18 protein-coding genes are annotated in these 23747 nt (G+C 73.7%); 6 read left to right on the plus strand and 12 right to left on the minus strand.

From position 1 onward, the window contains the following. Positions 1-1162 precede the first annotated feature (1162 nt). The 5 genes from CLV28_RS03235 to CLV28_RS03250 form a co-directional block, all read right to left on the minus strand. Positions 1163-2416, minus strand: a complete 1254-nt coding sequence (locus CLV28_RS03235) for an MFS transporter (RefSeq protein ID WP_100421815.1) — start codon at positions 2414-2416, stop codon at positions 1163-1165. A gap of 184 nt (positions 2417-2600) precedes the next feature. After that, entirely contained in the window at positions 2601-3350 is a 750-nt protein-coding gene (locus tag CLV28_RS15750) for a cupin domain-containing protein (protein WP_203968099.1), read from the minus strand. Then, on the minus strand, positions 3347-4300 hold the full coding sequence (locus CLV28_RS15755; RefSeq protein ID WP_203968101.1) for a DUF6807 domain-containing protein: 954 nt from the start codon (positions 4298-4300) through the stop codon (positions 3347-3349). The genes CLV28_RS15750 and CLV28_RS15755 overlap by 4 nt, the downstream gene beginning before the upstream one ends. Beyond that, positions 4297-5391 (minus strand): Gfo/Idh/MocA family protein, encoded by a 1095-nt coding sequence (locus tag CLV28_RS03245; RefSeq protein ID WP_100421816.1) that lies wholly within the window; start codon positions 5389-5391, stop codon positions 4297-4299. Before CLV28_RS03245 ends, CLV28_RS15755 begins: the two co-directional genes overlap by 4 nt. After that, positions 5388-6812: a Gfo/Idh/MocA family protein gene (locus CLV28_RS03250; protein WP_100421817.1), complete on the minus strand. Its 1425-nt coding sequence runs from the start codon at positions 6810-6812 to the stop codon at positions 5388-5390. The genes CLV28_RS03245 and CLV28_RS03250 overlap by 4 nt, the downstream gene beginning before the upstream one ends. A 262-nt stretch (positions 6813-7074) precedes the next feature. On the opposite strand from CLV28_RS03250, the gene arfA reads away from it, so the two are divergent. After that, a complete protein-coding gene (gene arfA / locus CLV28_RS03255) occupies positions 7075-8640 on the plus strand; it encodes an arabinosylfuranosidase ArfA (protein ID WP_100421818.1) in 1566 nt (521 codons plus the stop codon). Positions 8641-9199: 559 nt separating this feature from the next. On the opposite strand, the gene CLV28_RS03260 is transcribed toward arfA, so the two are convergent. The 4 genes from CLV28_RS03260 to CLV28_RS03275 all read right to left on the minus strand — a co-directional run bounded on the left by CLV28_RS03260 (position 9200) and on the right by CLV28_RS03275 (position 13528). Continuing rightward, on the minus strand, positions 9200-10156 hold the full coding sequence (locus CLV28_RS03260) for a hypothetical protein (protein ID WP_100421819.1): 957 nt from the start codon (positions 10154-10156) through the stop codon (positions 9200-9202). Positions 10157-10158: 2 nt separating this feature from the next. Beyond that, the gene (locus CLV28_RS03265) at positions 10159-11103 is read right to left on the minus strand and encodes a carbohydrate ABC transporter permease (protein WP_100421820.1); all 945 of its coding nucleotides are present in this window, start codon (positions 11101-11103) and stop codon (positions 10159-10161) included. Next, positions 11100-11948, minus strand: a complete 849-nt coding sequence (locus CLV28_RS03270; RefSeq protein WP_373314263.1) for a carbohydrate ABC transporter permease — start codon at positions 11946-11948, stop codon at positions 11100-11102. The genes CLV28_RS03265 and CLV28_RS03270 overlap by 4 nt, the downstream gene beginning before the upstream one ends. A gap of 257 nt (positions 11949-12205) precedes the next feature. After that, positions 12206-13528, minus strand: coding sequence for an ABC transporter substrate-binding protein (locus CLV28_RS03275; protein ID WP_239073114.1), 1323 nt, complete (start codon positions 13526-13528; stop codon positions 12206-12208). 208 nt (positions 13529-13736) lie between these two features. Between CLV28_RS03275 and CLV28_RS03280 the strand changes: the two genes are divergently transcribed. Continuing rightward, entirely contained in the window at positions 13737-15152 is a 1416-nt protein-coding gene (locus CLV28_RS03280; protein ID WP_239073115.1) for an MFS transporter, read from the plus strand. On the opposite strand, the gene CLV28_RS03285 is transcribed toward CLV28_RS03280, so the two are convergent. Next, positions 15131-15928, minus strand: a complete 798-nt coding sequence (locus tag CLV28_RS03285; protein ID WP_100421821.1) for a FadR/GntR family transcriptional regulator — start codon at positions 15926-15928, stop codon at positions 15131-15133. The genes CLV28_RS03280 and CLV28_RS03285 overlap by 22 nt on opposite strands. A 228-nt stretch (positions 15929-16156) precedes the next feature. Here CLV28_RS03285 and CLV28_RS03290 point away from each other — a divergent pair, with 228 nt between their 5' ends. The 3 genes from CLV28_RS03290 to CLV28_RS03300 are packed head-to-tail and all read left to right on the plus strand — an operon-like array spanning position 16157 to position 19283. Then, positions 16157-16972, plus strand: a complete 816-nt coding sequence (locus tag CLV28_RS03290; RefSeq protein WP_100421822.1) for a (Fe-S)-binding protein — start codon at positions 16157-16159, stop codon at positions 16970-16972. After that, positions 16969-18645: a LutB/LldF family L-lactate oxidation iron-sulfur protein gene (locus tag CLV28_RS03295; RefSeq protein ID WP_100421823.1), complete on the plus strand. Its 1677-nt coding sequence runs from the start codon at positions 16969-16971 to the stop codon at positions 18643-18645. The genes CLV28_RS03290 and CLV28_RS03295 overlap by 4 nt, the downstream gene beginning before the upstream one ends. Then, positions 18642-19283, plus strand: coding sequence for a LutC/YkgG family protein (locus CLV28_RS03300; protein WP_100421824.1), 642 nt, complete (start codon positions 18642-18644; stop codon positions 19281-19283). The genes CLV28_RS03295 and CLV28_RS03300 overlap by 4 nt, the downstream gene beginning before the upstream one ends. Before the next feature lie 105 nt (positions 19284-19388). Here the strand turns inward: CLV28_RS03300 and CLV28_RS03305 are convergent, their stop codons facing one another. Together CLV28_RS03305 and CLV28_RS03310 are read right to left on the minus strand one after the other, a co-directional pair. Next, entirely contained in the window at positions 19389-20900 is a 1512-nt protein-coding gene (locus CLV28_RS03305; RefSeq protein ID WP_100421825.1) for a mannitol dehydrogenase family protein, read from the minus strand. Positions 20901-21060: 160 nt separating this feature from the next. Continuing rightward, positions 21061-22077 (minus strand): LacI family DNA-binding transcriptional regulator, encoded by a 1017-nt coding sequence (locus tag CLV28_RS03310; protein WP_100421826.1) that lies wholly within the window; start codon positions 22075-22077, stop codon positions 21061-21063. A 123-nt stretch (positions 22078-22200) separates the two neighbouring features. Between CLV28_RS03310 and uxaC the strand changes: the two genes are divergently transcribed. Further along, positions 22201-23721, plus strand: a complete 1521-nt coding sequence (gene uxaC, locus CLV28_RS03315) for a glucuronate isomerase (RefSeq protein ID WP_100421827.1) — start codon at positions 22201-22203, stop codon at positions 23719-23721. Positions 23722-23747: the final 26 nt, after the last annotated feature.

Here is a 23747-nt window from a genome sequence, read left to right on the forward strand (position 1 = left end):
ATCGCACGGACCTGGCGTTCGGCTCGGGCGCACGCATCGGCAAGCACGTCGTCTTCGTCCCGCCCAAGCACTGTTGGGAGTACCTCTACGTCCTCCATGACCGGGAGACCGGGGTCACGACCGTCTCGAACAGCCTTCCCGCGACGTTCGTCGAGGGCCTCGTCGACGACGACGACGCGCTTCTCGACGAGGTGGGTCGCGTGCTCCGCACCTCGACGGACACGGCCAGCGCGCTCGGCTTCGACCGGTACGACCCGGTCGTCGTCGACGGACCGCGCCACACGTTCCGGCGCATGATGTTCCACAACTTCGTCGTCGGAGCAGACGGCGGGATCAAGATCTTCCCCAGCGAGCCGCACGTCCTGTTCCGGACGTTCGCCGAGTACCGCGAGTACCTGACGAGCGCGATCCGTCGCCTCGCCGAGAACGGCGCCGACCCCGGTCGCACGTGCTCGAGCCTCGTCCCGGTCACCCCGTTGTCCAACGGCTATGACTCACCGGCCGTCGCGGCTCTCGCCTCGGAGCTCGGGTTCACGCGGGCCGTGACGCTCGACGTCACCGTCAAGGGCCGTGACGACTCCGGGCGGGACGTCGGCCGTCGCCTCGGCATGGAGGTCGACGTGGTCCGGCACGTGATGGGCGACGAGGTGCCGAGCCTCGCCCTGACGATCGAGGATTCGGACCTCTCCCGCGCCGCGGAGTTCGTGGCGACCGCCGGCCTCGGTGACGACGTCATGCTCACCACGATGGAGAGCAGCCTTCGCAGCGGGATCCTTCTCAGCGGCGCGATGGGCGACTCCGCCTGGAAGCGCGCGTGCACCCTTCCGCCCGGCCTGCCGGTGCGCGTGATCTACGGGAAGAGCTTCACCGAGTTCAGGCTGCGGACCGGGTACGCGTTCGTCCCTGTCCCCGCCATCGGTGCGAGGTTCGTCGCCCCGATCCGACGGGTCACGCGGAGCGAGGAGATGGCGCCCTGGACGCTGAACCAGCCCTACGACCGTCCCGTGCCACGCCGGATCGTCGAGGAGGCAGGAGTTCCTCGGGGCACGTTCGCCAAGGCGAAGGCGGCGACGAACCCGACGGTGCTGAACAACCAGGAGATCTTCGGCACCGCCCTTCGGCAGGTCATGGAGCGGTACCGGACCGCCGACCGCGCCATCCGTCACGGATTCTCGCCGGATCGCGTGACGGATCGCGCGGTCGGCGGTGGGCGGGACGCGCCCACGGCGATGGCGAGGTACGCCCCGACGGGCATGACGAGGAGCGCGGGCGAGACCTCCCAGCCGAGGTAGTACAGGAAGAACGAGACGTAGACGACGAGGTTCAGCGCGAGCGTGACCTGCGAGGCCCAGGTCCACACGACCTTCGGGTCCTCCCCCAGCGTCGCGGCGAGCTGGTCCAACGTGCCGCGGACCGCTCCCGACAACGTGCTCGTGCTGAATCCCAGCGCGACGAACGCGACCACGCAGACCGTCGTCCGCCAAGGAGGCGCCAGGTCGGCCGACGCCGCCATCCACACCACGAGGGCGCACGCGGCGCCGAGCGCGCTCCAGCCGACCGTGGCGCGTCCGGGACGCCGGGTACGTCCGGCGAGCGCACGCACCAGCACGACCCCACCACCGATCCCGTACGCGCTCATGAGCCAGCCGAACTCGCGCTCGCCCAGCCGCAGCGACTCGAAGATCACGGGCGTCTCGAGCGCGTTGACCGTCGCCCCGGCCGCGAGCAAGAGCATCCAGCTCCGGGCGGCGGGGACGAGCCAGACCGCGACGGGCTCGCGCGCACCCTCGATGGTCGCGAGCGACCTGAACCCGGGGACGCGGACGAACCGCTTCGCACCGCGCTCGCGCACCGTCGGCAGCGGCGTCGGCGCCGTGGGCACGGCGGGCATCCGGCGGACCGCGAGGGCCACTGCCACGACGAGGTACCCGACGCCGTTGATCACGAGCACGGCGGCCGGGCCGTACGTGGCCATGAGGAGCCCGCCGAGGGCCGGGCCGACAGCGAGCGTGATCGCCGACGACGAGCTCACGGCCGTGAGCGTCGCCCCCCGCACCGCCTCAGGGACGTGCGCGCTGATCATCGACAGCAGCAGCGGGCTCGCGGTCGCCCGCACGAGCATCGACACGCCCGCGTACACGAACAGCAGCGGGACCACGTGCGTGAACCCTGCGATCGCGAACGTCATGCCGGCCAGCGCGACCTGCAGGGCGACCCACACCGGGCGCACCGCGTGCGCCGGGACCCGCCGGGCGGCCTGGCCCGCTAGGAGCAGCGCCGGGAGCGTCTGGCACACGAAGAACAGCGCGCTGCTGCTCGACCCCTCCGTGAGCTGGACGTGCACGAGGAGGGCGAAGAAGGTCATCCAGTTGCCGAGGTTCGTCAGCAGGGCGACCGCGACGAACGTGAGCCTCATCGCCCCGCCCTCCGGTCGCCTGTCGTTCCCCACCTCGACCGCACGCCTCCGGGCGATCGCGCACCGACACTCTACGCACCGCCGACCGCGCGATCTGTCACGGGTTTTCACCGAATCGCGTGACGGATCGCGCGGTCGGCGGTGGGGGCCCGGGCGGCGGTGGGACGGTGAGGCGGTGGGACGGTCAGGCGGTCGGCACCGACCACTGGCGCAGCCGCCCGCACATGCCGTACCGGCGCGGGCCGGGCAGCGCGTCACGCTCGGCGACCGTGCCCGCGGCGAGGTGCGCGACGGCGTCCGCTCCCCCGGCCACCAGGGCCGCGAGCGCCGCGGTGGTCGCCCCGGCGGCGGCCACGACCGCGGGAGCCTCGGCCCAGCCGGGCAGCCGAGGTCCGACGAGTCGCGCGGCGGCGGCGTGCAGCGGCGCGAGGGCACCGGGCCCGTCGGCGACCACGGCGTCGCGCAGCGCGAGGTACCCCTCGAGCGCGAGGTCGCGCCGGGCACGCGCCGCGACGGCGAGCAGGCTGTCGGACGACGCCCCGGCGCCCGCCCCCGCAGCGGGCAGCGTCGCCGCGGCGCGGTAGGCGTCGGGGTCGGCGAGCACCGCGGGCGGGAACGTGAGCACCGCGTCGCCGGCCTCGGGGAGCCCGGCGTCGGACATGAGCACGACGAGCTCGAGGCCACCGTGGTTCACGAGCCGGTGCACCACCCCGGGCGTGAACCACACGACCCGCCCGGGTTCGAGGGGCCGCTCGGCGTACCCGTCGGCGGAGAGTGTCTGGACCGCGCCCGCGCCGGCGGTCACGACGTACGCCTCCGAGGCGACGGTGTGCAGGTGGGGGCTGCCGCTGCCGCCCGGGGCGTCGGCGGCCGGCCAGTCGTAGACGCGCAGGTGGCTCGCCGAGGTGCCGCCGGGCAGCAGCGGGTCGCTCACGCGGGGGGTCCGGGGCGTTCGGCGACGCGGAGCGCCACGGCCGCGAGGTCGGCGGCCCGCGCAGGGTCGCCCGCGCCGTCCGCCACCGCGACCGCGTAGCGGAAGGTCAGCTCGCCGCCGGGCGCGAACGGGACCTCGTGCGAGAAGGCGGGCGCGGGGCACAGGCACGCGAAGTTCTCGGTGCGTGCGAACCACTGCGGCTGCCCGCCGGGGTTGCCGGGCACGTCGACCATGACGACCGTCGAGGCGGTCGTCGTGCCGTCGTGCACGCCCGAGAAGCCCATCCACGGCAGCCGCTGCCCGCGCAGCTCCTCGCCGCCGGCCTGCCCGGGCGCGAGCAGCGTCCCGCCCGTGAACGAGCGCGGCCCGCGCCAGAACAGTCCCCCGTACCCGGCGTTCTCGCGACCGTTGGTCGTGGGGCTGCCGACGGGCAGGTCGCGGCCCGAGACGTTCGTCAGGTGCGACGTGAACGCGAGGACCCATGCGTCGTCCGCGACCTCGACCCGGACGCGTCGCTCCTCGCGGACGACGACCTCGCGGCCCGCGTCGCCGGGCGGCGTGCGCCAGGCGAGGTCCTCGACGAAGGTCACGCCCGCGTCGTCCGCGGTCACGTCGCGGAACACCTGGTGCTCCATCGATCCGTCGTTGTCGAGCCACACGTAGCCCTCGTCGCGCACGTACGTGGGACCGCCCCAGAAGTTGTACGGCCCGACGTTCGGCAGCGACCACGCGATCCCCTTGTGCCACACGTGGTCGTGCGGGCGGAACAGCGACACGAGGTCGCCGTCGAGCGTGCGCAGGGGGTGGAAGTACGGACGCGGGCTCTCGACCTGGGCGTCGTCGGGCCGGTACACGTACTCGACCAGGGTCGTCCCCCGGTGTCGGACGGCGATCGCCCGGCCGTCGTCGTCGACCGCGGTGAGCGCGCGGGCCGTGGCGTCGGCCGTCATCGCGACGCCCCCGTCGTGGCTGCGACCGCGGCCCAGGGGGCACCGTCGCCCGCCATCGACGCGTGGAACGGGTCGCCCGCGACGATGGTGCCCGCGTGCACGGTCTCGCCCGTGAACGCCGACCGGTAGATCGAGGCCGCGAGGTCGAGCGTGCGGCGCGCGTCGGCGCTCGTGACGGGCGGCGCCTGGCCCGCGGCGAACGCGGCGTAGGTGGGTTCGAGCTGGCCGAGGTGGCCGGACTCGGGTGCGTCCGGGTCGCTCGTCCACAGGTGCGCGACGTCCTCGCCCGGGGCGGGCGTGAACGTCCACGCCGAGTCGTCGTAGCCGTAGAGGTGCTCGAGCTCGATGGTGGCGCGCTGCGTGTCGATGCGGATCTGCGAGGTCTCGCGCGGCGAGAGCACCGAGTTCACGATCGACGCGACCGCGCCGTTCTCGAACGTCACGAGCGCCATCGAGACGTCCTCGGTCTCGGTGTCGCGGTCCTGACGCGCGGCCACGGCCCGCACCTCGGCCCACGGGCCGAGCAGCGACAGCAGCAGGTCGAACTGGTGGATCCCGTGCCCCATGGTCGGGCCGCCGCCCTCGGTCTCCCAGCGACCGCGCCACGGCACCGCGAAGTACGCGGGGTCGCGGAACCAGAGCGTGTCGCACGTCGCGACGAGCGGCCGCCCGAGCGCACCCCGGTCGAGCAGGTCGCGCAGGCGCACGGCCCCGCTGCCGAACCGGTGCTGCACGATCACGGTCAGGCTCGCGCTCGACGCGGCCTCGGCGGTGACGAGCTCGTCCATCTGCGCGAGCGAGAGCACGGGCGGCTTCTCGAGCACGACGTGCACGCCGACCGCGAGCGCGGTCAGCGCGGCCTCGAGGTGCGCGGTCGGCGGGGTGCACACGTGCAGCACGTCGACGTCGCCCGTCGCGAGCGCCGCGCTCACGTCGGTGCCCGCGTGCGGCGCGCCGAACTCGTCGGCGAGCGCGCGGGCGCGGTCGGGGTCGAGGTCGACGACGCGCGTGAGCTCGGCCCCGTCGATCGCGGCGATCGCGTGGGCGTGGGCGTGGGCGATCGCGCCCGCACCGACGATGGTGGCCCTCATGCGGTGCGCTCCGTCACGGTCGTGGTCGAGAGGTCGACCCCGAGGTCGAGATCGGCGACCGTCACGGGCTGCCCCGTGGCGAGCGACGCGTTCGCGGCGTACCCGACGCTCGACGCGCGGATCCCGTCGAGATAGCCGGCGGCGCGGCCGAGCGGGTCGTGGGCGGGCGGGCCCGTGAAGACGTCGGCGAGCAGGTAGGCGTCGCCGCCGCCGTGCCCCCCGATGCCGGCGGGGATCTCGCGCTCCTGCGCGCGCTCCCAGTGCTTCTGCACCACGAGCCGCTCGACGTGCGGGCGTACCGCGTCGCCCGCGAACGCCTCGGGCGTGGCGGACGGGTCGAGCACCGAGCGGCCCGCGTCGTCGAACTCGACCGAGCCGCGCTCGACGACCTCGAGCTCCGCGCGGCCCTTGGTGCCGTTGACCGTGACGCGGTACCCCTCCCAGGGCGAGTGCGCGACGAGCGAGTACGTCATGACGGCACCGGACTCGTACTCGACGAGCACCGCGAGCGTGTCCTCCGCCTCGATGTCGGGGTCGAACACGTCGCGGTCGCGCACGTAGCCGTCGTGCGCGCGCGCCTCGGGCCCGTAGAGCGCGGCGAGCCTCGGGTCGGCCTCGAGGTCGATGCCCCACGGCTCGATGCCGCGCTCGCGCAGCCCCTGCTCGGCGGAGGACGTCTCGCCCGAGCGCGCGTGCGCGCCGTCCGCCCCGTAGAAGCGGCGGCCGCCCGCGGCGGTCACGCGGCGCGGGACGCCGTCGATCCACCAGCTCACGAGGTCGAAGTGGTGGCTCGACTTGTGCACGAGCAGGCCGCCCGAGACGTCCTTGTCGCGGTGCCAGCGACGGAAGTAGTCGGCGCCGTGCACGGTGTCCAGGGCCCACTCGAAGTGGACCGAGAGAACCGTGCCGATCTCGCCCGACGCGACGACCTCGCGCAGGGCGGCGTTGCGGGGCGCGTACCGGTAGTTGAACGTCATCGTGAGGTCGCGGCCGGTCTCGCGCACGGCCTCGGCGATGCGCCGCGCCTGCTCGGCGGTCGCGGCGAGGGGCTTCTCGACGACGACGTCCGCGCCGGCCCGCAGCGCGCGGCACACGAGGTCGGCGTGGGTGCGGTCGGGCGAGGTGACGATCACGCGGTCGAGGTGCTGCTCGGCGATCGCCCGTTCGAGGTCGTCGGGCCCGTAGACGGGCCGGGCGGGGCCGCCGAGCACGGGTGCGACCGTGCTCTCGTGGTAGGCGGCGCGCACCGGGTTCGGCTCGACCCAGGCGACGAGCTCGCCGTCGGCGGCGTGAGCGCCCGTGAGCGCCGCGACGTACATCCCGGCGCGGTGGCCGGTGCCCAGGACCGCGTAGCGGGTGCGCGGGGCGGGGGTGTCGGAGGGTGTGGTGGCGGACGTCGTGGACGCCGTGGCTGCGGTCATCGGGGTGGCGATTCCTCATCGAAGTGCCGGTCTGGACCTGGTGCGGCGGCGTCGTCGCCCCGCGGGTGTTGAAACGATACAAGCACAGTCCGCGCCGGGACTCAAGGGGCACCGCCGTTCCGCCGGGACGCCCGGGGTCGAGTCCGGCCCCGCCGCTCGAAGGGCGGACGCCGCGGGGTGCGATCGCCTAGGATGGCGGGGTTGAATCGATGCAACGCGGCATCGGAGCCGCGCGCACTCCACCACCGACGCTGGGAGCACCGTGCCGAACCCCGGGACGACGACACTGACCCTCCACCCCGACTTCCGGCGCGGCGCGCTCGACCGCCGCCTCTTCGGCTCGTTCGTCGAGCACCTCGGCCGCGCCGTCTACACGGGCGTCTACGAACCCGGCCACGCGACGTCCGACGAGCACGGGTTCCGCGGCGACGTCGTCGACCTCACGCGCGAGCTCGGCGCGACGATCGTGCGCTACCCCGGCGGCAACTTCGTGTCCAACTACCGCTGGGAGGACGGCGTCGGGCCGCGCGAGCAGCGCACGCCCTTCCTCGACCTCGCCTGGCGCACCGTCGAGCCCAACGACGTCGGCACCGACGAGTTCCTGCAGTACTGCGAGCGCACCGGGATCGAACCCATGATGGCCGTCAACCTCGGCACCCGCGGCGTCGAGGCGGCCGCCGCGCTCGTCGAGTACTGCAACGGCGAGGCCGGCACCCGCTGGGCCGACCTGCGCATCGCGAACGGCCGCACCGAGCCCTACGGCGTGCGCCTGTGGTGCCTCGGCAACGAGATGGACGGCCCGTGGCAGATCGGCCACAAGGACGCCGACGCGTACGGGCGGCTCGCGGCCGAGGCCGGCAAGGCCATGCGGCTCGTCGACCCGACGATCGAGCTCGTCGCGTGCGGGTCGTCGTCGATGCAGATGGACACGTTCGGCGAGTGGGAGCGCGTCGTGCTCGGGCACACGTTCGACGTCGTCGACCACATCTCGATGCACGCCTACTACGAGGAGACCGACGGCGACCGCGCGAGCTTCCTCGCCTCGGGCACCGCGATGGACCGGTTCGTCGAGCGCGTCGTCGCGACCGCCGACGCCGTCTCCGCCCAGCGCCGCTCCGACAAGCGGTTCACGATCTCGTTCGACGAGTGGAACGTCTGGTACCTGCAGTCCCGGTTCGTCGGCGAGAAGAACCTGCCGATCCAGCGCGACGCGCCCCGCATCATCGAGGACGTCTACTCCGCGCTCGACGCCGTCGTCGTCGGCGACCTGCTCGTCACCCTGCTCAACCACGCCGACCGCATCGGCGTCGCATGCCTCGCGCAGCTCGTCAACGTGATCGCGCCGATCATAACCGAGCCCGGCGGCCCCGCCTGGAAGCAGCCCACGTTCCACCCGTTCGCCCGCACCGCCGCGACCGCGCGCGGCGAGGTGCTCGACCTGCGCGTCGACACCGCCACCACCACGACCGCCGCGCACGGCGACGTGCCGCTCGTGACCGCCGCGGCGACCATCGACCCCGCCACGGGCCACCTCGCGCTGTTCGTGACCAACCGCTCCCCCGAGCCGCAGACCCTCGTGCTGCGCACCCCCGGTGCTCGGCTCACGCTCGTCGACGCCCTCGAGGTCACCGCGGACGACGTCCCCGCGGTCGCCGGGCCCGAGCACGCGGCGTCCGTGGCCGAGAAGCACGTGCGGACGTTCGAGCTCGGCGGGGATGACGGGGTCGACGGTGGCGAAGGGGTCGGCGGGGAGCCCGCCGCGACGAGGACCGTCACGCTCGCGCCCGAGTCGTGGACGGCGTTCACGGGAACTCTGGCTCGGGCCTGACCGCGGGCCATACCCGCCGAGCGTCACGTTCTGGCCCGTTCGCCTCACTCTGAGGGGGCCAGAACGTGACCCTCGCGGGCATGGGGGCCGGAACGTGGCGCTCGCGCCGAGACCCAGGACTCGGGCCCCAGGCCCCAGGCCCCAGGCCCTGGGCCCTGGGCGCCGGGCCCCAGGCCATGTGCGCAACAAGCAGCGCCGAGCGTCACGTTCTGGCCCGTTCGACTCACGCTGATGGGGCTCGAACGTGACCCTCGCGAGCGTGAGGGCCGGAACGTGGCGCTCGCGGGGTCGAGAGCGCGGCGCCGACGAGCGTGAGGGCCGGAACGTGGCGCTCGCACCGAGACCCAGGCCTCGGGCCTCAGGCCTCAGGTCCTCAGGCCCTGGGCCCCGGGCCCCGGGCCCCGGGCCCCGGGCAATGTGCGCGACAAGCACCGCCGAGGGTCACGTTCTGGCCCGTGCGACTCACTCTGAGGGGGCCAGATCGTGACGCTCGCGGGGTCGGGAGCGCGGCGCTGACGGGCGCGCAGGGAGCCCGGCGCGGCGGGGAGCTCCGCGCTGGTCAGACGCCTGCGGCGCGGGATCGCGACGCGACGGCGAGGGTCGCCATGCACAGGAGTCCGCCGACGACGACGGCGAGCGGCACGAGCATCCAGACGAGCACCGCGCAGGCACCCACGGCGGCGAGCAGCAGCACCGAGCCGCTGCGGTCGTCGCTCGCGGCGGTCACCCCGACGCGCAGCGCCCGCCCCGCCCGACGGACCGGACCCTCGCCCGGGGCGTCGAGCGGACCGCCCGACCACCCGACGTCCGCGGCCGAGGCGTCACCGCCTGCAATGTCACTGCCTGCAATGTCACCGCCCGAACCGTCACTGACCGAGCGATCACGACCTGAACTGGTCCGACCCGAGCTGGTCCGACCCGAGCCGTCGTTCCAGCGGCCCGCCGACCACGCGGCCGTGGCCCGCAGCAGGACGACGACGCACACGCCGGCGGCGAGCAGCACGAGGAGCCGCACGTACCCGCCACCCGGCAGGGCGGACGAGCCGAGCGCCACGAGGTCGAGCGCGAGGAACGCCCCGACCAGGAGCGTCACGACGCCGAGGGCCCAGAGGTCGCGCAGCGCGCGCCACCAGTCCGCGAACAGCGTGCCGATCCCGTCGTCGACCCCGGCGACGTGGCGCCGCAGGTGCGCGGAGCCCGCCGCGAGGGAGGCGGGGACGGTGATCACCGGGATGCTCGTGACCAGCACGAACGCGCCGACGAGCAGCACCTCCGCGAAGAGCGCGAACGCGTTGCCGCGGGCCGCCGGACCGCGGCGCGGCCGGGACTCGTCGGTCGGGTCCTCGGGCCACCCGCCAGCGTCGCCCGCGGGGGCGTCACGCCCGTCGGCGTCGCGCCCGAAGCCGCGCCCACCCGCGCCGTCCTCGTCGGGAACCCGTCCGCCGGGAGCTCGTCCGTCGTCCTGCACGTCGCCACCTCTCCTCGGGCTCTCCGTCGAGCCCGTCGTCGTGACCATGGTCAGCCCTTGAGGCCCTGGGTCGCGACGCCGTCCACGATGTAGCGCTGGAACACGATGAAGAACAGCAGCACGGGCACGAGCGCGAGGACCGCCATCGCCATCTGTGCGCCGTAGTCGGAGACGGAGGTCTGGTCGACGTAGAGGCGCAGCGCGATCGGCAGCGAGTAGAGGTCGGGCTTCTTGAGGTAGAGCAGCGGCCCGAGGAAGTCGTTCCACGACCAGATGAACGCGAAGATCGACGCGGTGATGATGGGCGGGCGCATGAGCGGCAGCATGATCGAGCGGAAGATCCGCACGTGCCCGGCGCCGTCGATGCGCGCGGCCTCGTCGAGCTCGCGCGGCAGGTTGCGCATGAACTGCACCATGAGGAACACGAAGAACGCCTCGGACGCGAGGAACTTGCCGAGCAGCAGCGGCCAGAACGTGTTCACCATGCCGAGATTGTTGAAGATGATGTACTGCGGGATGATCACGACGTGGAACGGCAGCAGGAGCGTGCCGATCATGAGGCCGAACCAGATGTTCCGGCCGGGGAACTCGATGCGCGAGAACGCGTAGGCCGACACGGTCGCGGAGAGCACGATCCCGATCACGGACAGCACCGCGAGGATCAGCGAGTTGCCGAAGAACGTCCAGAACGAGACGCCGCCGATGCCCGAGAGGGCCTTGGTGAAGTTGTCCAGGGTCCAGTCGGTCGGGATCGGGTTGACCTCGCCGATGATGTCGCTCGACGGCTTGAACGCCGAGAGGAACATCCACACGGCCGGGTAGAGGATCACGACGGTCAGCGCGAGGACGAACGCGTGGAAGCCGAGCCCCTTGAGGCCCTTGCGCCGGCGGGCGGACCGTCGGAGCGTCGCGGCGGCGCCGGTGTCGCGCACGGGCGGCTCGGTGATCAGGTGCTGGGCGCCGACGTGCTCGACGGCGATCGTGTTCTCGGTCATCGGGCATCTCCGCTGTAGTGGACCCACGACTTCGAGGTCTTGAAGAAGATCGCGGTGATGACGCCGACCACGATCACGAGGACCCACGCCATGGCGGACGCGTAGCCCATCCGGAAGTCGTTGAAGCCACGGATGTACAGGTACAGGGTGTAGAAGAGGGTCGATCCGGCGGGCCCGCCCGAACCGCCCGAGATGATGAACGCCGAGCTGAAGACCTGGAACGCGGCGATGGTCTCGAGCAGCAGGTTGAAGAAGATCACCGGCGAGAGCATCGGGAGCGTGATGCGCAGGAACTTGCGCACGGGCCCGGCGCCGTCGACCGACGCGGCCTCGTAGAGCTCGGCGGGGACCTGCTTGAGGCCCGCGAGGAAGATGACCATCGGGGCGCCGAACTGCCACACCGCGAGCAGGATCATCATGGGCATCGTCATGTCGGGGTTGCCGACCCAGCCGCCGGCCTGCATGCCGAAGAACTGCCCGACGGTGTCGACGATCCCGTCGTCGATGAACATCGCCTTCCAGACGATGGCGATCGAGACCGAGGCGCCGATGAGCGAGGGTGCGTAGAAGATCGAGCGGTACGCGCCCTGGCCGCGGTGCTTCATGTTGAGGAGCATCGCGACGGCGAGGGCGGCGACGAGCTTGACGGGGGTCCCGACGAGCACGTAGATCGCGGTGACCTTCGCGGACTGCAGGAACCGCGGGTCCTGGAAGAGCTGCGTGAAGTTGTCGAACCCGACCCACTGCGGGTCGGTGAACAGGTTGTAGTCCGTGAACGCCAGGTAGAGCGAGGCGATCATGGGGCCGGCGGTCAGCAGGAAGAAGCCGAGCAGCCAGGGTGTCAGGAACGCGTACCCCGCACGGACCTCCGACGGCTTCCAGCGCCGTGCGCGCTTCGCGGGAGCCGACGACGGCGCGGCGTCGCGGGTGAGGGTGGTCACGATCAGGGTCCGATCAGTCGTCGTTGTCCATCGGGTATGTCTCGTCAATCAGGTGTGGCTCGTCCATCCGGTGTGGCTCGCCCATCCGTCATGGCAGCGCTGCCACGAGGCAGCACCGTACGGGGTGCGGTCGGCACGAGGCCAACCGCACCCCGGGCGGGTCAGCTCTGGGGGATGTTCTGCTCCGCGTTGGCCCACCACTGCTCGACGAACTCGTCGACCGTGATGTTGCCGTACTGCAGCTCCTCGCCGAGGCGCTTGAACTCGGCCTCGATCGCACCGAAGCCCTGGACCGGGATCGGGGCGGACTCGGTGACGATGTCGGCGACCGAGTCCTCGTAGGCGACGACCTTCTCGTCGATCGAACCGGCCTCGACGTCCATCGCGTCACGCTGGGCGGCCACGGCCGGGACGCCCTTCGAGGTGCCGAAGATCGTGCCGACCTCGGGGTCGTTGATCAGGAAGTCGATGAGCGCCGCGGCGGCGTCCGGGTGCTCGGAGCTCGACGAGGGCGCGAGCAGCATCGACGGCTTGTAGAACAGGTGCTGCTGGCCGTCGTCGCCCGCCGGGATCGGGAGCATCTCGATGTTCTCGGTGCCCGAGTCGGCGACGTAGCCCGCGAGGAAGTTGTCCCAGCTGACCTCGGCCGCGGCCTCGTTCGTGGTGAAGCCGGTGAGGGGCTCGAGCTGCTTGGCCTTCTCGACCGGGTAGACGGCCTTCGCGTCGCGCAGGTCGGCGGTCGAGTTGAGCCACTCCTTCATGTCGTCCTGCGTGAAGTTGAGCTGGCCGTCCTCGGTGAAGGGCTGCTCGCCGGACTGCATGAACCACTGCAGGAAGAACCAGAAGGTGACCGCGTAGTCGGCGCCGCCGTAGACGGCCGGGTCCTCGCTCGCGCCGGCCTTGGCGACGTCGAGGAACCACTGGTCGAACTCGTCCCACGTGTAACCGTCGGCCGGGGGCTCCATGCCGAGCGCGTCGGTGATGTCGGCGTTGTAGAAGAGCGCGAGCGTGTTGGTGCTCGTCGGGATCGCGTACTGCTTGCCGTCGATCGCGCCCGACTCGAGCAGCGACTCGTCGAGGCCCGAGACGTCGAGGTTGACGCCCTCCTGCGCGCTCAGGTCGCCGAGCTGGCCGGTGGCGGCGTACTGGCGCAGGTACGACAGGTCCATCTGCATGACGTCGGGCAGTGCCTTGCCGGCGGCCTCGGTGTTGCGCGCGGTCCAGTAGTCGTCCCAGGCCTGGAACTGGGTCTGGACGGTGATGTTCGGGTGCGCCTTCTCGAACAGGTCGACCGCCTGCTCGTACTTGGCGGCGCGGTCGTCGTTGCCCCACCACGCGAGCGAGATGGTGATGTCCTCGTCGGTCGAGACGGCGGCGGCGTCGCCGCCGGACCCGCTGTCGTCGCTCGAGGAGCAGCCGCTCAGGGCGAGTGCGAACACCGTGGTGACACCGAGTGCCATGGTGAGCTTGTTCCTGGTCTTCATGTGAGCCTCCTTGCTCGTTCCAACGTCGTCGTCGACGTCGTCCAGGCCCTGGGAGCCCCCTCGGCCGGTTCGACTGAAACGATACAACACCCTCCCGACCACTCCTGTCCACCTCTGTGCGGACGATGTTTGGTAACGATTCAATTCATCGCCGCGAATCGCAGGAAAGGGCTTACCTGATCGGGTTCCGACCACGTAGCGTCGTCGGGTGACCAGCCACCCTCCCCCGACCCGCCTGCGCTCGCTGCGCGGCTACCGGCTCTTCGTCGCCGCGCAGTTCGTCAACGTCTCGTCGGTCGGCATGCAGCGGATCGTCCAGGACTGGCTCGTGCTCGAGCTCACCGACAGCCCCGCCGCCGTCGGCGTCGCCGTGGCCCTGCAGTTCTTCCCCCTGCTGCTCGTCGGCCCCGCGGCCGGCGTCCTCGCCGACCGCCACGACAAGCGCCGCATCGTGCGCGCCACCACGACCCTCAGCGCGACGCTCGGACTCGTGCTCGCCGTGCTCGCCCTGACCGGCACGATCGAGGCCTGGCACCTGTACGCGGTCGCGGTCCTCCTGGGCCTCGTCCAGGCCGTCGACGGCCCTGCCCGCCAGGCCCTGGTCTCCGAGCTCGTGGGCGACGGGTCGCTGCGCACCGCGATCAGCACCAACAACGTGGTCGCCCAGCTCGCGGGCATGGTCGCCCCCGCGGTGGGCGGCGTGCTCATCGTCGTCGTCGGGGAGGGGTGGACCTTCGCGCTCACCGCCGTCCTCGCGCTCGCCGCGCTCGCCCTCCTGGCGGCGATCCGGTCGGACGACGTGCGCGAACCCTCGCGCGTCGCGCGCGCTCGCGGCCAGGTACGCGAGGGCCTGCGGTACGTCGCGTCGCACCCGACCCTCGGCTGGTTGGTCGTGCTCGCGGGCTGCCTCGGGGCGTTCGGCATGAACGGCCCCGTGGTGCTCGCCGCGTTCGCCGACGAGGTGTGGCACACGGGGTCGGGCGGCTTCGGCTTCTACAACTCGGTCGCAGCCGTCGGCGCGGTCGGCGGCATCGTGCTCGGCGCCCGCCTGCGCGCGCTCGACGCGCGCCTCGTCGTGCTCGCCGCGGGTGCGTTCGGCGCGGTCGAGATCGTGGCGGCGCTCATGCCCGTGCAGTGGGCGTTCGTGGTCTCGATCGCGCTCGTCGGCGCGGCCACGATGCTGTTCATCACGAGCGCCGCGACGCTCGTGCAGCTCCTGGCTCCCCGCGAGATGCGCGGCCGCGTGCTCGCGATCTACTCCCCCGTGCTGCTCGGCGGCCACGCCGCGGGCGGCCTGCTCGCGGGCCAGCTCACCGAGCACCTCGGGGTCCGGGTGGGACTCGTCATGGTCGGGCTCGCGGCGATCGCCTCGGCGGTCGTCGTGGGCGTCGCGCTCGCGCGCCGCGGCGTGCTGCGGCTGACGGCCGAGGCGCACGCCTCAGCGACGCTCGCCCCGTCGGACGCCGCCCGACCGTCGGACGCCGCCGCCCCGTCGGACGTCGCAGGGCCGGCAGGCGCCGTCATCCCCGCGGACGCCGCACGGCCCGCCCGCCCGGCGTCGTCGGGCAAGCCCGTGGCGGACGTCGCCCGCGGCGTCGACCCTCAGAGCCCGGCCTCGTCGTAGAACCCGAGGATGTGGGCGCGCACGCGCTCGCACGCCTGCTCGGCCCGGCCCGCCTCGACGGCGTCGAGGATCCCGCGGTGCTCGGCACGCAGCCGCTCGGCCGTGCTCGTCCACGACGGCAGCGCCCGGCTGCCGACCGCGACGTACTGCGCGATCGCGCTGCGCAGCCCGGCCATGATCGCCTCGACGAGGCCGTTGCCCGCGAGCGCCACGAGCTCGACGTGGAACCGGGCGTCGAGGTCCTGGAACTCCTCGGCGCTCAGCCCGGGCGCGTCCATGCGGTCGAGCAGGTCGTGCGCCTCGGCGAGCCGCGCGGCCACCGTTGCGGACGGAGGACTCGTGTCGGCCGTCGCGCCCGTGCTGGACGTCGCCACCGTGTCGGACGTCGCCCCCGTGCCGGACGTCGCGGGGGCACCTGGCACCCCGGCGACCTCGCGTCGCGCGGCCTCGCCCACGGCCCAGGTCTCGAGCAGCACACGGGTGCCGACGACGTCCGCGACGGGCAGCGTCCCGGACGCGACGTGCAGGCGCACGGCGGCGCCGAGCCCGGCGGCGGGGCGGTCGATCACGGTCGCGCCGGCCTCGGGGCCGGAGCCGACGGCGGTGCGCACGATCCCCATGGCCTCGAGGATGCGGACGGCCTCGCGCACCGAGGGGCGTGAGACGCCGAGCTCCTCGGCGAGCGCGCGCTCGGAGGGCAGGCGGGCGCCGAGGGCCCAGCGCCCTGCGGCGAGGTCGTGCTCGATCGCGGCGAGGACTCGTTCGTGGGTGCGCACGGGCTCACTGTAACGACCGCCGTCCGCGTCCCGGGTCCGCGAGCGCCATGTGGTCTGACCACATGGGCTACAGTGGGCCGCTGTGGTCAGACCACAGCGCGGCCGACCGGTCCGCGCGGGTCGGGCGCACAGCGCGGACGGCCCCGTCCGCACCGGACGGTCCGGCGTACCGCGCGCGCGACGGCGCACCGCGCGGCACGCTCGGAGTCTCGACGAGGAGGTTCTTCCATGCGCATCGCCCTGACCGCGACGTGCGTCGCGGACGCGATGTTCCCGCAGGCACCGCGCGCGACCGTGCGGCTGCTCGAGCGCCTGGGCCACGAGGTCCACTTCCCCCAGTCGCAGACCTGCTGCGGGCAGATGCACGTCAACACCGGGTACATGGACGAGGCCGTGCCCGTGGTGCGCAACCACGTCGAGTCCTTCTCGCCCGTGCTCGACGGCGAGTGGGACGCGATCGTCGTCCCCTCGGGCTCGTGCACCGGATCGATCCGGCACCAGCAGGGCATGGTCTGCCGCCGCGCCGGCCTCGACGCGCTCGGCGCGACCGCGGACGCCGTGGCCGCCAAGACCTACGAGCTCTCCGAGCTGCTCGTCGACGTGCTCGGGCTGACCGACGTGGGCGCGTACTTCCCGCACCGCGTCACGTTCCACCCCACCTGCCACTCGCTGCGCATGCTGCGCGTGGGCGACCGCCCCGAGCGCCTGCTGCGCGCGGTCGAGGGCATCGACCTCGTCGAGCTGCCGGACGCCGACGGCTGCTGCGGGTTCGGCGGCACGTTCGCGCTCAAGAACGCCCCGACGTCGTCCGCGATGCTCGACGACAAGGTCGACGCGGTCCGCTCGACCGGGGCGACCGTGCTCGCGGCGGGCGACTACTCGTGCCTCATGCACATCGGGGGCGGCCTGCACCGGCAGCAGGTCCCGACCCGCACCATGCACCTCGCGGAGATCCTCGCGAGCACGCGCGAGCACCCCGTGTCACCGCCCACGAGCATGTCGAGCGGCAGCGCGTCGGGCACCAGCACGGTGAGCGCCCGATGAGCACGTTCCTGGGCCTGCCGACCCGGCGCCGCGGCACCCCGACGACCGACGGGCCGCTCGGCCCCGTCCCGCACCCCGACGAGCCGCTGCGCTGGGGCGCGACCTTCCCCGAGGCCGCCCGCGCCGCCCTCGGCGACGCCCAGCTGCGCCGCAACCTCGGCCACGCGACGTCGACCATCCGGGCCAAGCGCGCGGCCGTCGTCGGCGAGGTGAGCGACTGGGAGGCGCTGCGCGACGCGGGGTCCGCCGTCAAGGGACGCGTCATGGCCGACCTCCCGGCGCTGCTGGAACGGCTCGAGCAGAACGTGACCGCGCGGGGCGGCGTCGTGCACTGGGCGCGCGACGCGACCGAGGCGAACCGGATCGTCACCGAGATCGTGCAGGCCAAGGGCGTCGACGAGGTCGTCAAGGTCAAGTCGATGGCGACGCAGGAGATCGGCCTCAACGAGGCGCTCGCCGAGGCCGGGATCGCGGCGACCGAGACCGACCTGGCCGAGCTCATCGTGCAGCTCGCCGACGACATGCCGTCGCACATCCTCGTGCCCGCGATCCACCGCAACCGCGAGGAGATCCGGCGGATCTTCCTCGAACGCATGGGCGACGCGCCCGCCGACCTGACCGACGCCCCGCGCGAGCTCGCGATGGCCGCCCGCGCGCACCTGCGCCGCAAGTTCCTCGCGGCGAAGGTCGCGATCAGCGGCGCGAACTTCGGGGTCGCCGACACGGGCACGCTCGCCGTCGTCGAGTCCGAGGGCAACGGCCGCATGTGCCTCACGCTCCCCGAGACCCTGATCACGGTCATGGGCATCGAGAAGCTCGTCCCCACGTACGACGACCTCGAGGTGTTCCTCCAGCTCCTGCCGCGCTCGTCGACGGGAGAGCGCATGAACCCCTACACGTCGCTGTGGACGGGCGTCACGCCGGGCGACGGACCGCAGGAGTTCCACCTCGTGCTGCTCGACAACGGCCGCACCCGGGCGCTCGCGGACGACGTGGGCCGGGCCGCGCTGCACTGCATCCGCTGCTCGGCCTGCCTCAACGTGTGCCCCGTGTACGAGCGGGTCGGCGGGCACGCGTACGGCTCGGTCTACCCCGGCCCGATCGGGGCCGTGCTGACCCCGCTGCTGACCGGCGGCGCACCCGGCGAGGGGCTGGGCCACGACGACCCGAACGCTTCGCTGCCGTACGCGTCGACGCTGTGCGGCGCGTGCTTCGACGCGTGCCCCGTCAAGATCGACATCCCGTCGCTGCTCGTGCACCTGCGGGCGCGCGAGGTCGACGCGGACCGCGACCGCACCGTCCCCTCGGGCTGGGACGCGGCCATGCGCGCGGCCTCGGTCGTGATGGCGGACGCCGGTCGGTTCGCCCTCGCCGAGAAGGCGGCCGTGGTCGGTCGCGTCGTCGCCGGCCGCAAGGGGTACGTGCGCCGGCTCCCGCCGCCGCTGTCGGCGTGGACGTCGTCGCGCGACCTCCCGGCGCCCGCGCGCCAGACGTTCCGCGACTGGTGGCGCGACGAGCACGAGGCTCCCCCGGGCGGGAATGTCCTCGGCGACGGCGTCCCGGGCGGCGGCACACCGAGCACCGTGCCCGACAGCAGTGCACCCACGAGCACTGCACCTACGAGCAGCGCACCCACGAGCAGTGCACCCACAAGCAGTGAGGACGAGCGATGAGCGCGCGCGCAGAGATCCTGGCGAAGGTCCGCGAGGCCCTCGGCGCCGACCCCCTCGAGGTCCCCGTGCCGCGGGAGTACCGCGAGCGCGGCGACCTCAAGCCCGGTTCGGCCGCGGTCGTCGAGCTGCTCGTCGACCGGCTGGTCGACTACCGCGCGCACGTGCACCACGCGTCGGCCGCGGACGTCGCCGACGTCGTGGCCACGCTCCTGGCGGACGCCGGCACCGTCGTCGTCCCCGACGGCCTCGACGCGTCGTGGCTGGGCGCCCTGCCCGCGGCGACGACGGTGCTGCACGACTCGCGCTCCGCGCCGCAGCCGGTCGAGGCCCTCGACGCGGCCGACGCCGTGGTCACCGCGGCGCGCGTCGCGTGCGCCGACACGGGCACGATCGTGCTCGACGGCGAGAGCGACCAGGGCCGGCGCGCGATCAGCCTCGTGCCCGACGTGCACGTGTGCGTGGTGCGCACCGCGCAGGTCGTGCACCTGCTGCCCGAGGCCGTGCGTCTGCTCTCGGCGCACCCCGCGCGACCGCAGACGTGGATCTCGGGGCCGAGCGCGACGTCCGACATCGAGCTCCAGCGCGTCGAGGGCGTGCACGGGCCGCGCACGCTGCACGTGGTGCTGCTCGGCGCGTAGCCGCCACGCGCACGCGCCCAGGGCCCGGCGCGCTCAGGGTCCAGCGCGCTCAGCGTCCAGCACGTCCAGGATCCAGCGCGCCCCGGGCCCGGCGAACCCCGTCGCTCAGACGGCGAGCGGCACGTGCGCGCGCAGGGTCGCGGCGTGCGCGAGCACCGCGGCGACGACGTCCGGGTGCTCGCCGAGCGCGTCGGGCAGCAGCCCGGGCAGCGCGACGAGCGAGCGCACCGCGGCCTCGACGTCGCCGTCGGCCGCGCGCACGAGGGCGCGCAGCTCGTCGGCGCGCGGGTCGGCGAGCTCGGCGGCGTGCGCGGCGTCGAGGGTCGCGCGCACCACGAACAGCGCCCACGCGGCGAGGCCGTACGTCGCGCCGTCGGGCACCTGCCCCGCGGCGACGCGCTCGGCGAGCACCCCGCCCCAGCGCACCGGGATCTTCTGCGTGCCGTCCATCGCGACCTGCACGGTCGTGTGCCCGGTCGCGGGGTTCGCGAAGCGGGCGCGCAGCGCCGCCGCGTACGCCGGCAGGTCGAGCGGGCTGCCGTCGAGCGTCGCGGGGGCCTCGCGCTCGAGGTGCGCGTCGGCGTGCTCCATCACGGCGGCGTCGCCTACGACCTCGGCGATGGTGGTGCGGCCGGCGAGCGCACCCGCGTACGCGAGGATCGAGTGGGTGCCGTTGAGCATGCGCAGCTTGGCCCGCTCGTAGGGCAGCACGTCGCCCGTGATCGTGGCCCCGGCGCGCTCCCACGCGGGCCGCGGGCCCGCGAAGTCGTCCTCGACGACCCACTGGAAGAACGTCTCGGCCGCGACGAGGCCCTCGTCGCGGAAACCGCCGATCTCCTGCGCGAGCTCGTGGTGCGCGGGCGTGGTCGCGGGCACGATCCGGTCGACCATGCTGCACGGGAAGGTCACGGACGCCGCGATCCACGCCCGCAGCGGGTCGCCCGCGCGGCCCGGCAGGGCGGCGTCGACGGCCTCCCGGACGAGGCGCCCGAGCACACGGCCGTTGTCGGTCAGGTTGTCGCAGCTCAGCACCGTCAGCGGCAAGCCGTCGCTCGTGCGGCGGGCTGCCGCGTGCCGGGCCGCGAGCCCGCGCACGAGCATCCCGACCGCGCTCGTCGCGGGCGTCGCACGGTCCTCGGCGACGAGCGCGTCGAGGTCGGCGCGCACCGCGGCGAGGTCGAGCGACCCGTCGCCCGTGCGCGTGTAGCCCTTCTCGGTCACGGTGAGCGTCACGACGTGCGTCGTCGGCGCGGCGATCGTCTCGAGCACGCGGGCCGTCTCGCCCGGCGACGCGACGTCGACGACCGCACCGACCACGCGCAGCGACGTCTCGTCGTGCTCGGTGCTCAGCAGCCCGTACCGGCCGCCCTGCGGCGCGAGCTGGTCGACCACGGTGCGCGAGCGCTGCGTGACGCCGAGGATCCCCCAGCGCGTGTCGCCCGTCGCCCGCGCGGCGTCCTCGGTGCACACCGCCTGGTGGGCGCGGTGGAACGCGCCGATCCCGAGGTGCACGATCCCGACCGAGGTCGGCGCGGGGTCCGGGTGGCCGACCCCCGCGGGGAGCACGGTGCTGCGGTCGAGGCGGGGCAACGCTGCCGCGCGGTCGTTCGTGGTCATGATGTCCTCGGGGTCGGGTGCGTTCGGTGGGTCTGGTGCGGATGGGTCTGGTGCGGATGGGTCGGGTGCGGGTGGGTCGGGTGCGTGCGGTGGGTCTGGTGCGGCTGAGTCGGCTGCCCGCGGTGGGTCGGTGCGTCCGGCGCGGCTGCGTGCCGGGTGGTCATGGGGCAACGGCCGGGCTCGGCACGAGCACGCGGGGGGCGTCGGCCGTCGAGGCGCGCACCACGAGCTCGGCGGGCAGCACGACGCGCGGGGCCTCGGGCTCGTTCCCGGGCCGCAGCAGGTCGGCGAGCAGGTCGACCGCGGTCGCGCCCATGCCCCGCAGGTCGGTGCGCACTGTCGTCAGGGGCGTCGCGGCGAGCCCCGCGACGAAGGTGTCGTCGCAGCCGACGACGCTCACGTCGTCCGGCACCCGGATGCCACGGCCGGCGAGGCGGCGGACGAGGCCGAGCGCCTGGAGGTCGTTGAACGCCAGGACGGCGGTCGCCCCGGTCGCGACGGCGGCGTCGGCCGCGGAGTACCCGCCGTCGACGTGCGGCCGGTAGGCGCCGAGCTCGACCACGTCGAGGTCGTCGAACCGCTCGACCGCGCGCCGCACGCCGTCCGCGCGACGTTCCTGGGACCAGGACCGCTCGGGGCCGCCGACGACCGCGACGCGCGCGTGCCCGAGCGCCCGCAGGTGCTCGATCGCGAGCTCGGTGCCGCGCGCGTGGTCGGTGCAGACCGACGGGACGCCGGCGACCTCCCGGTTGACGAGGACGACGCGGGCCCGGCCTGCGGCGTCGCGCACCGCCGCGTCGTCCTGGCGCGGGGAGCACAGCAGCAGCCCGTCGGTCTGCGGCGCGAGGCTCGCCACGAGGTCGGCCTCGAGGTGCGGGTCCTCCTCGGCGTCGACCACGAAGACCGCGAGCCCCGCGGCGCGCGCGCGGGCCTGCACGCCCTTGGTCACGGACGCGAAGTACGGGTTCTCGAGGTCCGGCACGACGAGCCCGACCGCGCTGGTCCGGCCCGCGCGCAGTCCGCTCGCGGCGCGGTTCGGGACGTAGCCGAGCGCGTCGGCCGCGGCCTGGACGCGGGCGCGGGTCGCAGCGGCGACGCGTTCGGGCGCCGCGAGCGCACGGGACACGGTCGAGATCGACACGCCGGCGACGCGGGCGACGTCGTGCACGGTGACCACGGGACCTCCTCGTCGGCGACGCGGCCGTCGCGTCTGCAAACGATTGTAGCCGCTGCTCCGCCGCGCTGCCACGACCTGCTCGCCACGTACTCGTACTGGCGATCCCGCCGCGCGACGCCTACGATGCAAACGTTCGCAACCATCGCCGTCCGCACCGTCCGGTCGACGCCCCGCTCGAAGGAGAGCCCCGTGCCCGCCACGCCCTGGACCCTGCACCCCGACCGTGCGCTGCCCGCCGACCCCGCGGTGCGCGCCGCGGCGCGCGAGATCCTCGCCGAGACCGCTCCCCTGCCGATCGTCGCGATGCACGGGCACGTCGAGGCATCGCTCCTGGCGGACGACGCACCCTTCGGCGACCCGGCCACGCTGCTCGTGACGCCCGACCACTACCTCGTGCGCATGCTCGTCTCGCAGGCCGGCGGCGCGCGCGCCGTGCCCGGCGTGCGCGGCCCGCAGGACCTCGGCGTGCGCCCGCGCGACCCCGGCGCGCCCTACGAGACCGACCCGCGCGAGATCTGGCGCCGGTTCTGCACCGCCTGGCCGCTGTTCCGCGGCACGCCCACCCGGTTCTGGCTCGAGCACACGTTCGCCGAGGTGCTCGAGGCGCCCGTGCGACCGTCCGCCGAGACCGCCGACGAGCTCTACGACCACGTCACCGCACGCCTCGCGCTCCCCGCGATGCGGCCCCGCGCGCTGTTCGAGCGGTTCGGCATCGAGATCCTCTCGACGACCGACCCCGCGCACGCGCGCCTCGACCATCACGCGGCGCTCGCCGCCGAGGGGTGGGGCGAGCGCGTCGTCCCGACGTTCCGCCCCGACCCGCTGCTGCACCTCGACCGTGCCGACTGGCCCGCGCAGGTCGCCGCGCTCGGCGAGGCCGCGGGCACCGAGGTCGTCGACTACGCGAGCTACCTCGCGGCGATCCGTGACCGCCGCGCGGCGTTCGTCGCCGCGGGCGCCCGCGCGACCGACCACGGGCACCTGGGTGCCGACACGACGCCGCTCGACGACGCCGAGGCCGCCCGCATCCTCGCCGCGGGCCTCGCACGCACCGTGACCGCCGACGAGGCGCGGGCGTTCAGCGCCCACATGCTGTTCCAGATGGCCGCGATGTCGGTCGAGGACGGCCTCGTGATGCAGCTGCACCCCGGCGTGCTGCGCGACCACGACCGCGACGTCGTCGAGCGCCTCGGTCCCGACGTCGGGTACGACATCCCCGTCGCGACCGAGTACGCGCGCTCGCTGCGGCCCGTGCTCGAGGCGTTCGGCCACCACCCCGGGTTCCGGCTTGTCGTCTTCACGATCGACGAGACCGTGTTCTCGCGCGAGCTCGCCCCGCTCGCGGGCGTCTACCCCGCGATGCGGCTCGGCGCACCGTGGTGGTTCCTCGACTCGCCCGACGGCATGCGCCGGTACCGCGAGGCCGTGACCGAGACCGCGGGCTTCGCCAACACGAGCGGGTTCGTCGACGACACCCGCGCCTACCTGTCGATCCCCGCGCGGCACGACCTCGCCCGGCGCGTCGACGCGGGCTACCTCGCGCGGCTCGTCGTCGAGCACCGCCTCGACCTCGACGAGGCCGTCGAGACCGGGATCGACCTCGCCTACCGCCTGCCGCGCGAGACGTACCCCGCGATCGGCTGACGTCTGCCCAACCGTCGGTTCGGCCC

This window comes from Sediminihabitans luteus (assembly GCF_002797595.1).
Lineage (GTDB): Bacteria > Actinomycetota > Actinomycetes > Actinomycetales > Cellulomonadaceae > Paraoerskovia > Paraoerskovia lutea.

Bases quoted from the DNA above. Each gene is read 5' to 3' on its own strand.
- CLV28_RS03235 (WP_100421815.1), bottom strand. From the start codon at position 2,416: ATGAGGCTCACGTTCGTCGCGGTCGCCCTGCTGACGAACCTCGGCAAC.
- CLV28_RS15755 (WP_203968101.1), bottom strand. From the start codon at position 4,300: ATGACGGCCGACGCCACGGCCCGCGCGCTCACCGCGGTCGACGACGAC.
- CLV28_RS03245 (WP_100421816.1), bottom strand. From the start codon at position 5,391: ATGAGGGCCACCATCGTCGGTGCGGGCGCGATCGCCCACGCCCACGCC.
- CLV28_RS03250 (WP_100421817.1), bottom strand. From the start codon at position 6,812: ATGACCGCAGCCACGGCGTCCACGACGTCCGCCACCACACCCTCCGAC.
- CLV28_RS03260 (WP_100421819.1), bottom strand. From the start codon at position 10,156: ATGGTCACGACGACGGGCTCGACGGAGAGCCCGAGGAGAGGTGGCGAC.
- CLV28_RS03265 (WP_100421820.1), bottom strand. From the start codon at position 11,103: ATGACCGAGAACACGATCGCCGTCGAGCACGTCGGCGCCCAGCACCTG.
- CLV28_RS03275 (WP_239073114.1), bottom strand. From the start codon at position 13,528: ATGAAGACCAGGAACAAGCTCACCATGGCACTCGGTGTCACCACGGTG.
- CLV28_RS03290 (WP_100421822.1), top strand. From the start codon at position 16,157: ATGCGCATCGCCCTGACCGCGACGTGCGTCGCGGACGCGATGTTCCCG.
- CLV28_RS03295 (WP_100421823.1), top strand. From the start codon at position 16,969: ATGAGCACGTTCCTGGGCCTGCCGACCCGGCGCCGCGGCACCCCGACG.
- CLV28_RS03300 (WP_100421824.1), top strand. From the start codon at position 18,642: ATGAGCGCGCGCGCAGAGATCCTGGCGAAGGTCCGCGAGGCCCTCGGC.
- CLV28_RS03305 (WP_100421825.1), bottom strand. From the start codon at position 20,900: ATGACCACGAACGACCGCGCGGCAGCGTTGCCCCGCCTCGACCGCAGC.
- uxaC (WP_100421827.1), top strand. From the start codon at position 22,201: ATGCAAACGTTCGCAACCATCGCCGTCCGCACCGTCCGGTCGACGCCC.